Genomic DNA, 12,584 nt, shown 5'->3' on the forward strand with positions numbered 1-12,584 from the left:
CGACTCGTCCCCGAGGAACTCCACATCTCAAGGATGCGGCATACGGCGGGGAAGTGACACAAGCCCACCCCGTCCACCCCACGACGGACGCGGACGAGGACGGGGGTGTGGCAGGTGACCTGCGGTTCAGCGGACCAGGCCCCAGCGGAACCCGAGGGCGACGGCGTGCGCCCGGTCCGAGGCGCCCAGCTTCTTGAAGAGGCGGCGGGCGTGCGTCTTGACCGTGTCCTCGGAGAGGAAGAGCTCGCGCCCGATCTCCGCGTTGGACCGTCCGTGGCTCATGCCTTCGAGGACCTGGATCTCGCGCGCGGTGAGGGTGGGCGCAGCGCCCATCTCGGCCGAACGGAGCCGTCGCGGGGCGAGCCGCCAGGTCGGGTCGGCCAGCGCCTGGGTGACGGTGGCCCGCAGTTCGGCGCGCGAGGCGTCCTTGTGCAGATAGCCGCGGGCGCCGGCGGCGACCGCGAGGGCGACGCCGTCGAGGTCCTCGGCGACCGTGAGCATGATGATGCGGGCGCCGGGGTCCGCGGAGAGCAGCCGGCGGACGGTCTCCACGCCGCCGAGACCGGGCATGCGTACGTCCATCAGAATCAGGTCCGAGCGGTCCGCGCCCCAGCGGCGGAGGACTTCCTCGCCGTTGGCCGCGGTGGTCACGCGCTCGACGCCGGGCACGGTCGCGACCGCGCGGCGGAGCGCCTCTCGGGCAAGCGGGGAGTCGTCGCAGACGAGGACGGATGTCATGCGTGACCTCCGCGGCTCTCGCAGCTGTTGCGCGTCACCTTGAGCCTCCAGGGCTGTACGTAATCGTCACCTGTGCGATTGACGCTCTCGGACACCTGCCCGATCGCTTGTTCCTTCAACCGCCTCCGCACACTCAACGACGGTCACTCGAAAGAGTTACGGGTCGGACGGCAGCCTTCGGCACTCTACGTGAGGGGCCGCGTACGGAGGAGAGCGACGCGAGCCTTCTGTCCTTCATCGAGAGGTACTGCCCCATTTAGCGGCTTTTCTTCCCTTTTCGCAGTGTCTGTGGCTAGATTCGCAATGAGTCATATTTACATCTACTTAGACAGTAGGTGTACCGACCCGGACCCGCGGGAACACGAGGAACCCCCGGCATCAGCCATCCACCCGCCCACCTATCCGTTCGACACGGTTTCAAGGGGACTAGCGCAATGGCAGATTTCTCCCGCCTTCCCGGACCCAACGCCGATCTGTGGGACTGGCAACTGCTCGCGGCCTGCCGCGGGGTCGACAGCTCCCTGTTCTTCCACCCCGAGGGAGAGCGCGGCGCGGCACGGAGTGCGCGTGAGAACTCGGCGAAAGAGGTCTGCATGCGGTGCCCGGTGCGCGCGGAGTGCGCGGCACACGCACTCGCGGTACGGGAGCCCTACGGCGTATGGGGCGGCCTCACCGAGGACGAACGCGAAGAGCTCATGGGACGCGCGCGCAATCGCCTGATCAGCACGGCGCCCACGGCGCCGGTCGCGTCCTCCGTGACATCCATGACGACATCGACATCGGCGTCGGCCCCCGGCCGGCCGATTGTGGAGCGTATGTGAAGGAACGTTTTTTCAGCTAAGCGGCGACGTACCGGCACACGGGCGGTACGCGCGCGAACACACGGGGAAGCACTCGCTCGGACAGTAAGCACTCCCTGTCGAACCGCGCTCACGCGCGCGTTGCTCGGCTCCTACGCGCGCGTGGCGGCGCGGGTCGGTCCGTCTCCTACGCGCGCGTGGCGGCGCGGGTCAGTTCGTCGAGCGTGGCGGCGACGGCCGGGACCATGGCGAGGTCGGGCAGCGTCAGGGCCACGATCTCCCGCTCCACGGCGGGCTCCACGGTCACGGTCCGCGCCCCCTTGGGCCGTACGGACTCGATGGCCAGCTCCGGCAGGACGGCCACGCCCAGGCCCGCGCCGACCAGGCCCACCACGGCCGGGTAGTCGTCGGTCGCGAAGTCGATACGGGGGGTGAAGCCCGCCTCCTCGCAGACGTCCACCAGCTGCCGGCGGCAGCGCGGGCAGCCCGCGATCCAGGACTCGTCGGCGAGTTCCGCGATGCCCACCGACCCCGCGTCGGCGAGCCGGTGCCCCTCGGGGACCAGGCCCACCAGGCGGTCGGCGAGGATCGGACGCACGACCAGGTCGTCCCATTCGGCCCGCCCCGCCCCGTACCGGAAGGCCAGGGCCACATCGCAGTCGCCCTCGCGGAGCATCTCGATCGAGCGCGGCGGTTCGGCCTCGACGAGCGAGACGCGGGTGCCGGGGTGCGCGGCCCGCAGGGCGGCGAGCGCGGTGGGGACGAGGGTGGAACTGCCGCTGGGGAAGGACACCAGACGGACCCGGCCCGCCCGCAGCCCGGCGATGGCGGCGACCTCCTCCTCGGCGGCGGTGAGCCCGGCGAGGATGCCGGAGGCGTGGCGGACGAGGACCTCGCCCGCCTGGGTGAGGCGCATCTCGCGGCCGGTGCGGATCAGCAGCGGCGTGCCGGCGGAGGACTCCAGCGCCTTCATCTGCTGGCTGACGGCCGGCTGGGTGCAGCCGAGTTCGCGCGCGGCGGCCGAGAAGGAGCCGGTGGCGGCGACGGCGCGCAGGACGCGGAGATGGCGTGCCTCGATCATGCGTTCCAGCATAAGCGAGTCTTGGGTGAACCCGCGCATATTCGCCCGCGCCTTTGAGATCGGTGCCCTTACAGTGCCCGCATGACCTTGCTGAGTGTGAATGTGGGCCGCGCCAGGGCCGTGGACTACACCGACGCCGCGTCCGGCCTGACCGCCATCGACAAACGCCCCGTCGACGGGCCCGTGCGGATCGAGGCCCCCGGGGCGCCCGGCGTCGGGAGGAGCGGGCTGGCCGGTGACACGGTCTGCGACCTGCGCTTCCACGGCGGCGACGACCGGGCCGCGTACGCCTTCGCCCGCGAGGACCTGGACCTCTGGGAGCGGGAGCTCGGCCGGGAGCTCGCCAACGGCTCGTTCGGCGAGAACCTCACCACCCGGGGCCTCGACGTGAACGGGGCGCTGATCGGTGAGCGGTGGCGGATCGGCGACGAGGTCGTCCTGGAGGTCACCGGCGGCCGTATCCCCTGCCGTACGTTCGCGGGCTTCGTACGGGAGAAGGGCTGGGTGAAGCGGTTCACGCAGTCGGAGGCCGGTCCCGGCGCACTGCTGCGGGTGATCGTGCCGGGCGACATCCGCGCGGGCGATCCGGTCACGGTCGTCCACCGGCCCGAGCACGACATCACCGTCGCGCTGCTCCACCGCGCCGCGACCGCCGAACGCGCGCTGCTGCCCCGCACGTTGGCCGCCGCCGAATGGATGGAGTCGGGACTCCTCGCGCTCGCGCGCCAGTACGCGGACAAGTACGCCCGGGCGGAGGCGCCGTAAGGGGGCACTACCGTGCCCGTATGACGACTGCACTGATTACGGGCGCCACCGCGGGCATCGGCGCCGCCTTCGCACGGAGACTGGCGGCGGACGGCCACAACGTCGTGCTCGTGGCCCGGGACGTGAAGCGGCTCCGCGAGCAGGCGACCGAGCTGCACGACCGGCACGGCGTCGAGGCGGAGGTGCTCGCGGCGGACCTCTCCGAGGAGAAGGGCATCGCCGCCGTCGAGGCCCGGCTCTCGGACCCGCGGCAGCCGGTGGACCTGCTCGTGAACAACGCCGGTTTCGGCAACAAGGGCCGCTTCCTCGAGGTCTCCATGGCCGACGAGTTGACGATGCTCACGGTGCACTGCGAGGCGGTGCTGCGGCTGACCTCGGCCGCCGCCGCCTCGATGAAGGCGCGGGGCCGGGGCGGGGTGGTGAACGTCGCCTCGGTGGCCGCCTTCGTGCCCCGTGGCACGTACGGGGCGTCGAAGGCGTGGGTCGTGCAGTTCACCCAGGGCGCGGCGCGGGACCTGGCGGGCACCGGGGTACGCCTGATGGCGCTCTGCCCCGGGTTCGTGCGGACCGAGTTCCACGAGCGGGCCGGGATGGGGACGGAGAACATCCCGGGCTGGATGTGGCTCGACGCGGACAAGCTGGTGGCGGCGGCGCTGTCGGACCTGGCGCGGGGCAGGACACTGTCGATCCCGGACCCCCGTTACAAGGCCCTGATGGGTGTGGTGAAGCTGGCGCCGCGCGGTCTGCTGGGCGGTGTCTCCTCGAAGGCGGGCCGCAAGTACGGCCCGAAGTGACGGCCCCTCGGCCCGAGGCGGCGGTCCCCCCGCCCGAGGTGACGGCCCCTCGGCGCCGGGCGGCCGCCCGGTCGGGCCGGGGCTAGGCCGCCCCCGGGTCGTCGAGGTCCAGACGGGCCGTGGTGCCGTCGTGCCAGGTCACCCGGAGGGTGCGGCCTTCGACCCTGACCTGCGCGAGGTCGGCCACGGGGGTCGGGGCGGGTTCGGCCGTCAGTGAGGCGAGCGCGACGAAGAGGGTCGTCGGGCCGTCCGTGGTGCCGTGCAGGGCGAGGACGTGGCTGCCGGGACCCTGCAGGGTCTCCCCGGTGGGGAGCGCGACGGCGTCGACGCCCTCCGGGTAGCCGTGGACCGGGTGGAGCTGGGCCCGCGGCCCGTCGGGGGTCGTGGCCCAGCCCGTCTGCCGTACGGGGGTCCCTTCCGGGGCGTCGAGGACGAGGTGCGCGCGGACCTCGGCACGACCGTGGGCGAGGGTGGCGGAGAGGACCCGGACCCCGGGGAGCGGGGTGTGCCGGGAGGCGGCCCAGCCGGGGCCGGTGCCGACGGGGACGGCGGGGCCCCGGGTGGTGGCGCGGCCCTCGGCGAGCAGGGCGAAGTGGTTGTCGGCGGGGGCCGGTCCGGTGGTCGGGCCGGTGCGGGTGGAGTAGGCGTGGCGGGCGTACCCCGGGTCGTCCTCCTCCGCGTCGGCGCTGTGCACGTGGTTGCTGCCGTGGTTGTGGAGGCGTACGAGTCCGTCGGTGGCGGTGGTCTGGACGAGCAGCCCGGCGGGTGCGAAGGGGCGCACGGTGTCCGCGCGTTCGGCGGGCAGGGGTTCCTCGGGGTCGGTCCAGGCGGGGTGGGCGGCGGGCAGCAGGAGACCGAGGAAGCCCTTGGACGCCCAGTAGGGGGAGCCGGGACCGGAGTACTCCTGGACGAGCGGCGGGTACGGGCCGTGCCAGCCGAGGGTGAGGAGCCCGTCCGGGCTCGTGGCGCCGCGGTCGAGGAAGTACCGCAGGGAGCCGGAGGCGAGGCGGCGGGTGGCGCCGGGGGTGAGGGGGGTGTGCCCGGTGAGGGTCCCGAGCCAGGGGGCGGCGGCCGCGGCGAAGCGGTAGATCAGGGAGCGCCCGTACGGGGCGGGGGCGCCGTTCGCGTCGAAGAGGTGGACGTAGTCGTCGAGGTGGGCGCGGAGGCGGAGCCCGTAGCGGTCGAGGAGGGCGCGGTCGCCGGCGAGGTGGGCGTGGAGCACGGGGTAGAAGTGCAGGGCCCAGGCGTTGTAGTGGTCGAACGCGCGGTTGTCGCCGTCGCTGTACCAGCCGTCGCCGAGGTACCAGTCCTCGATGCGGGCGAGGGAGCGGTCGATCGTGGCGGCGGCCCGGTCGGTGTCGATGCCGGCGTCCTGGAGGAAGCCGGCGACGGTGAGGCCGAAGAGCCACCAGTTGTTGTCGACGGGGGACGGGGCGAGGGCCGGTCGGAGCCAGTCGGCGACCTGTTCGCGGGTGCGGTCGTCGAGCCGGTCCCAGAGCCAGGGGCGGGTGAGGCGGAGGCCGAGGGCGATCGAGGCGGCTTCGACGATCGCCTGAGGGGTGTCGGTGGTGAGGGGCCAGGAGTCGGGGCGGCCGGTGCCGGGGCGGCCGGTGCCGGGGCGGCCGGTGCCGGGGCGGCCGGTGTCGAGGCGGCTGGTGCCTGGACGGCTGGTGTGCGGGCCGCCGGTGCCCGGCTTCTCGGTGCCGGCCGTGAGCCCTTCGGCGTACCGGTCGAGGTGGCCGTACGGATCCCCGCCCCCGGCTCCGGCCACACGCAGTGCGGCGAGGAGGAAGGTGCGGGCCCAGCCCTCCAGGCCGTCGGAGCGGGCGCCGGACCAGCTGGGGCGGGGCCCGGGAAGGTCGATGAGCCCGTACCGCGGCGAGGCGAAGGGGCGTACGGCCAGGAGGAGTCGGTCGGCCGTGGTCTCCCAGTGGGCCCGGGTCCACCCGGTGTACGGGCTGAGTTCCCGGTTCTCGGGCGGCGTGTCCATTGATGCTCCTGGGGTTCCCTGCGGCGACGACCGCGTCGCCCGGCATCCTGGACAGCGCTCCGATCGAACGTCAAGAGTTCGGGATCGAATGATCGAAATTCTCACCGTTCGATCATTCTGTGCCGCGCGTGAACTAAGGTCGGGGGACCACGACCACCGCGAGGGGGAACTGCGCCGTGCGCGAGAGTGCTGCCGAACGACACGACCGACTGCTGGCCCTGGTGCGCGAGCGCGGCACGGCCCGCGTCGCCGACCTGGCCGAACGGCTCGGGGTCTCCCCCGTCACCGCCCGCCGTGACGTCGAACTCCTCGCCGGCCGGGGTCTGCTCGACCGGGTGCACGGCCAGGTGTCCTGGCCGCGGCGACAGGGCGGCCCGGTCGGCGGGCGCCCCGGTGAGGGCCTGGTCATCGGCCTGCTGGCCCCCTCCGCCACGTACTACTTCGCCGAGATCATCCGCGGGGCGCACGAAGCGGCCGCCCGCGCCGGCGCCCGGCTCGTCCTCCGCGTCTCGGACTACCGGCCGGAGGAGGACCGGGCCCGCACCGAGGGGCTGCTCGCGGCCGGCGCCGAGGGGGTGCTCGTCGCGCCGGGCTGGCGCGGCCCAGAGGACCGCCTCGCGTACGGGGACTGGCTGGCCGAACTCCCCGTACCGGCTGTCCTCCTGGAGCGCCGGGCCGTGCCCGGCAGCCCGCTCGACGGTCTGGACCGGGTGGCGTCCGACCACGGGCACGGCGTCCTGCTCGCCCTGCGCCACCTGCTGGCCCTGGGACACGCGACGCCGCTGCTCGTGGCGCGCGGGGACTCCCCGACCGCCCTCGCGGTGCGCGCCGGTTACGCCGAGGCGCTGGGGACGCTGGGCCTGGAGCAACCGCGGCCCGTCATCGAGAGCGTCCCGGCCGAGGCGGACCCGGAGGGCTTCGAGCGGGCGGTGCGGGCCCTGCACGAGGCGGTCGGCTCGGGCCTCGCGAGCGCGGCCCTGGTCCACAACGACGTGGACGCGATCGAGATCGTGCAGCGCCTCTCCGAGCTGGGCGTACGGGTGCCCCACGACCTGGCCCTGATCGCGTACGACGACGAGGTCGCCGCGCTCGCGGACACCCCGCTGACGGCGGTCGCCCCGCCCAAGCGGCAGGTGGGCCGGCATGCCACGGAGCTGCTCGTCGAGCGGCTCACCGAGGGCCCGGACGAGGACGCGGCGCGCCGCCATCTGGGCCTGCTGCCGAGGCTGCGCGTGCGGGAGTCGTGCGGAGCGGGCGGCGCGACCGACCTTCCGGTCTGATCATTTTTCGATCAATCAATCTTTCGCTCTTGACTTCGGTCATGAACGGTCACAGGATCACGGCCACAACCTCCCCGCCGCCTGCCCTCAGGAGCCGTGCCGTGACCCGTAGTTGGAGCAGAACGTCCCGCGTCATAGCCGGCACCGCCACCGCCCTCGCCGTACTCACGGCGTGCGGCGGCGGCGGTGACGACACCGCGAACAAGTCCGCCGGACCCGTGACCATCACCTTCTGGGGCTGGGCCAAGGGCTCCAAGGACGTCGTCGACGCCTTCAACGCCTCCCACACCGACATCCAGGTGAAGTTCGAGGAGATCCCCTCCGGCACCGCCGGCGGCTACGCCAAGATCTCCAACGCCGTGAAGGCCGGCAACGCCCCCGACCTCGTCTCCATCGAGTACTCCTCGCTCCCCGAGTTCGTGAGCTCCGGCGCCCTCCAGGACATCGGCGGCGAGTTCACCGAGGCCGACCGCGCCAAGCTGCTCCCGCAGACCGTCGAACTCACCACCCTCGGCGGCAAGACCTGGGCCGTCCCCTTCGACGCCGCCCCGCAGGCCTTCTTCTACCGCAAGGACCTCTTCGCGAGGTACAAGGTCCCCGTCCCCGCCACCTGGGACGCGTTCAGGAAGGCCGCCGAGCAGGTCAGGAAGGCCGACGCCAAGGCCCGGATCGCCACCTTCTTCCCGGACGACCCGACCACCTTCGAGGCGATGGCCTGGCAGGCCGGCGCCCAGTGGTTCAAGGCCGAGAACGACACCTGGAAGATCGACACCACCGACGCGGCCACCACCAAGGTCACCGCCTACTGGCAGGGGCTGCTCGACGACGGACTCGTCCACAAGAACGCATCCTTCAGCCCCGAGTGGACCGGCTCCCTCAAGAACGGCACCACCATCGGCTACCTCGGCGCCTCCTGGGGCGCGGGCGTCCTCAAGGGCACCCTGCCCGAGCAGGACGGCAAGTGGGCCGTCGCCCCCATGCCCAGCTGGGACGGCAAGCCCGCCAGCGGCATGCTCGGCGGCACCTCCTTCGCCGTGACCAAGGACAGCGGGAAGAAGGCCGCGGCGGTCACCTTCGCCGAATGGATGTCCACCACCGAGGAAGGCGTCAAGGCCCGGATCGCCTCCGGCACCTCCTCCGCCTTCCCGGCCGCCACCGCGCTGCGCCCCGTCGCCAAGAAGGCCTTCGACGCCGGCTACTACGGCGGCCAGGACATCTACGCCCTCTTCGAGGCCGCGGGCGCCTCCATCAGCCCTGACTGGGCCTGGGGCCCGACCACCGGCACCACCAACACCACGATCAAGGACCACTTCGGCAAGATCACCCAGGGCGGCCCCGGCATCGCCGACGCCGTCAAGGCCGGTCACGACGCCACCGTCGCCGAGCTCACCAAGCGCGGCCTGAAGGTCGAGGGCTGACCGCATGAAGGCCCGCACCCGCGCCGCCACGATCCTGCTGACCCCCTTCTTCCTGCTGTTCACCGCGGTGATGGTGGTGCCGATCGGATACGCGGTCTGGCTCAGCCTCTTCACCGAGAAACAGTCCGGACTGGGCTTCGGCGGCACCGAGACCGTCTTCTCCGGCCTCGACAACTACACCGCGGCGCTGGGTGACCGGGCCTTCCGCGAGGGCTTCGGCGTCCTGCTCGGATACTGCCTGCTCTACATCCCGCTGCTGCTCGCCGGAGCCCTCGGCCTCGCCCTCCTGCTCGACTCGGCGCTCGCCCGCGCCCGCCGCTTCTTCCAGCTGGCGCTCTTCCTGCCGCACGCCGTCCCCGGCATCATCGCCGCCCTGATCTGGGTCTACCTCTACACGCCCCAGCTCAGCCCCGTCGTCCAGGCCATGGAGGCCGGAGGCATCGGCTTCGACTTCTTCTCCCCCGGAGGCGCCCTGCCCTCCGTCGTCAACATCGCCCTGTGGGAATGGCTCGGCTACAACATGGTCATCTTCTACGCGGCGCTCCAGGCCATCGACCGCTCCGTCCTCGAAGCGGCCACCGTCGACGGTGCCGGCGCCTGGCGCATCGCCTTCTCCGTCAAGATCCCGCTGGTCAAGGCCTCGCTGGCGATGGTCGGCCTGTTCACGATCATCGGCTCCCTCCAGCTCTTCACGGAACCGCTGATCCTCAACAAGGGCACGGGCTCCGCCGTCACCTCCACCTGGACGCCGAACATGTACGCCTACACCGCGGCCTTCGACCGCAACGACTACGGGCTCGCCGCGGCCGCCTCCGTCCTCCTCGCCCTGACGGCGGCGCTGCTCTCCTTCGCCGTGACGCGGCTGGCCGGCCGGAAGGGGAAGCGCGCATGAGCAGGCCCCGTACCCCCTCCGTCTGGCTCTCCCAGGCCGCCGTCAACGGCGCCCTCGTCCTCGCCGTCGTCTACATGCTCTTCCCCCTCGTCTGGCTGCTCACCGCCGCCACCAAGGACGCGGGCGGACTCCTCGCCGGAAACGCCTTCTCCTTCGAGGGCTTCGACCTCGGCGGCAACCTCACCCGGCTCGCCGAGTACAACGACGGCATCTACTTCCACTGGTACCTGAACAGCCTGCTCTACGCCGGAATCGGCGCCCTCGCCTGCTCGTTCGTCAGCGTCGCCGCCGGATACGCCTTCCACGTCTACGACTTCCGGGGCAAGGAGAAGCTCTTCGGCCTCGTCCTCGTCGGCGTGCTCGTCCCGACCACCGCGCTCGCCCTGCCGATGTACCTCCTGGCCAGCGAGGTCGGCGCCGTCAACACCTACTGGGCCGTCCTGATCCCCGTCCTCGTCAACCCCTTCGGCGTCTACCTCTCCCGGGTCTTCTGCGCCGGCTACATCCCCGACGAGGCCCTGGAGGCCGCCCGTATCGACGGGGCCGGCGAACTGCGCGTCTTCTGGTCCATCGGACTGCGCATGGTGATGCCCGGCTTCGTGACCGTCTTCCTCTTCCAGTTCACCGCCGTCTGGAACAACTTCTTCCTCCCCCTGGTGATGCTGTCGGACCAGAAGCTCTACCCGCTGAGCCTCGGCCTGTACGCGTGGAACAGCAACGCCCACGCCGAACCCGACTTCTACCCCCTCGTCGTCACCGGATCCCTGCTCGCCGTCGTCCCCCTCGTCGTCGCCTTCGTCTCCCTCCAGCGCCACTGGAAGGCCGGTCTGACGGCCGGCAGCGTCAAGTGAGGAGCACAGGTACAACGATGCACCCGACCACTGACAACCGCCCCGCGCTGCTGCTGGCGATGGGGGAAGGCATCGCCGGACGCCTCCTGACGGACGCCCACCGCACCCGCCTCGCGTCCCTCGCCCGCACGGACCCGCACCTGGTGGCCCAGGACCTGACCTCAGCCGATCCCCGCGTCACCGCCGCCCTCGCGGACGCCGAGATCCTGCTGACCTGCTGGGGAGCACCCCCGCTCAGCGCCGAGGTCCTCGACCGCGCGCCGCGCCTGCGGGCCGTCGTCCACGCCGCGGGCTCGGTCAAGCACCACATCACCGACGCCTGCTGGGAACGCGGCCTCCGCGTCACCTCCGCCGCCGCCGCCAACGCGCTCCCGGTCGCCGAGTACACGCTCGCCGCGATCCTCTTCGCCGGGAAACGGGTCCTCGGTTCGGCCCGGCGGTACGCGGAACTCCGCGCCGACCACGCCTGGCTGACGGAGTCCGCCGACGGGGGCAACTACCGCCGCACGATCGGCGTCGTCGGCGCCTCCCGCATCGGCCGCAGGGTCATCGAGCTCCTGCGCCCCTTCGACCTCGACGTCCTCCTGTACGACCCGTACGTCGACGCCCCGCCGCCCGGCGTGGAACTCGTCGGCCTCGACGAACTGTGCGCCCGCAGCAGCGTCGTCTCCGTCCACGCGCCCCAGCTCCCGTCCACGTACCGCATGATCGGCGCGGCCCAGCTCGCCGCGATGCCGGACGGAGCGACGCTCGTCAACACGTCCCGGGGCTCCCTGATCGACGAACAGGCCCTCCTCCCCCACCTCCTGACCGGCCGCCTCCACGCCGTCCTGGACGTGACGGACCCGGAACTCCCGCCCCCCGACTCCCCCCTCTACACCCTCCCGAACGTCCTGCTCACCCCGCACGTGGCGGGCTCCCTGGGCAACGAGCTGCACCGGATGGCGGACCAGGCGATCGAGGAGGTCGCGCGGTACGCGCGCGGCGAGCCCTTCGCGGAGGAGGTCAGGGCGTCAGACCTCCAGCGCTCGGCGTAGCGCCACCCAGGCCCAGACGCTCGGCATCGGCCTCGGCGAGGACCACGAGGGCGGTGTCGGGGTCACTCCGACGTACGTCGTGCCGCCGTCCTCTCCCCCTGCCCGCTCCATCCGCCCCACCTAGACTGGAAGGGTCCTACCGGGGTCGGGAGGCGCCATGAGCTTTGTACAGATCATCGACTGCAAGACCAGTCGGGTGGACGACCTGAACCGCCTGATGGACCAGTGGGTCGAACAGACCAAGGGCAAACGGACCGCGACCCACAGCATCGTCGGCAAGGACCGCTCGGACGCCTCCCACGTCGTGGAGATCGTCGAGTTCCCGTCCTACGACGTGGCGATGCGGAACTCGCAGCTCCCCGAGACCGACCGGATCTTCCGGGAGATGGTCGCGCTCTGTGACGAGATGCCGACCTTCACCGACTTGGACGTGGTGCGGGACGAGGCGCTGTACAAGACCACGGCGCGGCGGCTCATGGAGATGATGGCCCGGGAGCCGGAGCTGGCGCTGCTCGACGAGGTTCTCGCCGAGGGGTACCACGACCACGATCCGACCAACGAGCAGGACGTCATCGGCATGGACGCCGTCCGGCGCGAGGTGGAGATGTGGCGGGGCGGCTTCGACTTCGGCTTCACCGTGGACGACCAGATCGCCGACGGCGACCGGGTCTGCACCCGCTGGACCTGGAAGGGCTCCCACACGGGCGACTTCATGGGACTCCAGCCCACCGGCATGGAGGTGACCATGACCGGGACGGTCATCCACCGCTTCCGGGACGACGGGAAGATCGCGGAGGGGTGGTGGCAGTACGACCTGCTCGGGCTGATGGGCCAGCTCGGCGCGGTCGAGGGCTAGGAAGAACCCCTGGAGCCGGACACGTCCGGCGACGCCGGAGGCCCGGTGCCCCCGCGACGGGGGCACCGGGCCTCAGCGGTGC

At 72.0% G+C, this 12,584-nt stretch carries 12 protein-coding genes; 9 read left to right on the plus strand and 3 right to left on the minus strand.

Features of this window, described 5'->3' with window-relative positions:
* Window positions 1–126: 126 nt before the first annotated feature.
* Window positions 127–738 (minus strand): response regulator transcription factor, encoded by a 612-nt coding sequence (locus AMK29_RS08475; protein WP_003948568.1) that lies wholly within the window; start codon window positions 736–738, stop codon window positions 127–129.
* A gap of 434 nt (window positions 739–1,172) precedes the next feature.
* Here AMK29_RS08475 and AMK29_RS08480 point away from each other — a divergent pair, with 434 nt between their 5' ends.
* Window positions 1,173–1,559, plus strand: a complete 387-nt coding sequence (locus AMK29_RS08480) for a WhiB family transcriptional regulator (RefSeq protein WP_073810056.1) — start codon at window positions 1,173–1,175, stop codon at window positions 1,557–1,559.
* Window positions 1,560–1,725: 166 nt separating this feature from the next.
* On the opposite strand, the gene AMK29_RS08485 is transcribed toward AMK29_RS08480, so the two are convergent.
* Entirely contained in the window at window positions 1,726–2,619 is an 894-nt protein-coding gene (locus AMK29_RS08485) for a LysR family transcriptional regulator (protein ID WP_073810727.1), read from the minus strand.
* Between the two features lie 81 nt (window positions 2,620–2,700).
* Between AMK29_RS08485 and AMK29_RS08490 the strand changes: the two genes are divergently transcribed.
* Both AMK29_RS08490 and AMK29_RS08495 read left to right on the plus strand, forming a co-directional pair.
* Window positions 2,701–3,384, plus strand: coding sequence for an MOSC domain-containing protein (locus tag AMK29_RS08490; RefSeq protein ID WP_073810059.1), 684 nt, complete (start codon window positions 2,701–2,703; stop codon window positions 3,382–3,384).
* Between the two features lie 20 nt (window positions 3,385–3,404).
* Window positions 3,405–4,178 carry an SDR family NAD(P)-dependent oxidoreductase gene (locus AMK29_RS08495; protein WP_073810062.1) on the plus strand — a complete coding sequence of 258 codons (774 nt, stop codon included), beginning with the start codon at window positions 3,405–3,407 and terminating at the stop codon, window positions 4,176–4,178.
* A gap of 82 nt (window positions 4,179–4,260) precedes the next feature.
* On the opposite strand, the gene AMK29_RS08500 is transcribed toward AMK29_RS08495, so the two are convergent.
* Window positions 4,261–6,168 (minus strand): DUF2264 domain-containing protein, encoded by a 1,908-nt coding sequence (locus tag AMK29_RS08500; protein WP_073810065.1) that lies wholly within the window; start codon window positions 6,166–6,168, stop codon window positions 4,261–4,263.
* A 176-nt stretch (window positions 6,169–6,344) separates the two neighbouring features.
* Between AMK29_RS08500 and AMK29_RS08505 the strand changes: the two genes are divergently transcribed.
* The 6 genes from AMK29_RS08505 (at window position 6,345) to AMK29_RS08530 (ending at window position 12,502) form a co-directional block, all read left to right on the plus strand.
* Entirely contained in the window at window positions 6,345–7,448 is a 1,104-nt protein-coding gene (locus AMK29_RS08505; protein ID WP_073810067.1) for a substrate-binding domain-containing protein, read from the plus strand.
* Between the two features lie 101 nt (window positions 7,449–7,549).
* On the plus strand, window positions 7,550–8,866 hold the full coding sequence (locus AMK29_RS08510; RefSeq protein WP_073810070.1) for an ABC transporter substrate-binding protein: 1,317 nt from the start codon (window positions 7,550–7,552) through the stop codon (window positions 8,864–8,866).
* A 4-nt stretch (window positions 8,867–8,870) separates the two neighbouring features.
* Complete coding sequence (locus tag AMK29_RS08515; RefSeq protein ID WP_073810073.1) at window positions 8,871–9,758, plus strand: carbohydrate ABC transporter permease; 888 nt, start codon at window positions 8,871–8,873, stop codon at window positions 9,756–9,758.
* Window positions 9,755–10,609, plus strand: coding sequence for a carbohydrate ABC transporter permease (locus AMK29_RS08520; RefSeq protein WP_073810076.1), 855 nt, complete (start codon window positions 9,755–9,757; stop codon window positions 10,607–10,609). Before AMK29_RS08515 ends, AMK29_RS08520 begins: the two co-directional genes overlap by 4 nt.
* A 17-nt stretch (window positions 10,610–10,626) precedes the next feature.
* The gene (locus tag AMK29_RS08525; RefSeq protein ID WP_073810080.1) at window positions 10,627–11,646 is read left to right on the plus strand and encodes a hydroxyacid dehydrogenase; all 1,020 of its coding nucleotides are present in this window, start codon (window positions 10,627–10,629) and stop codon (window positions 11,644–11,646) included.
* Between the two features lie 157 nt (window positions 11,647–11,803).
* On the plus strand, window positions 11,804–12,502 hold the full coding sequence (locus tag AMK29_RS08530) for an ester cyclase (RefSeq protein WP_073810082.1): 699 nt from the start codon (window positions 11,804–11,806) through the stop codon (window positions 12,500–12,502).
* Window positions 12,503–12,584: the final 82 nt, after the last annotated feature.

It is taken from the genome of Streptomyces sp. CB02261 (assembly GCF_001905665.1).
Classification (GTDB): domain Bacteria; phylum Actinomycetota; class Actinomycetes; order Streptomycetales; family Streptomycetaceae; genus Streptomyces.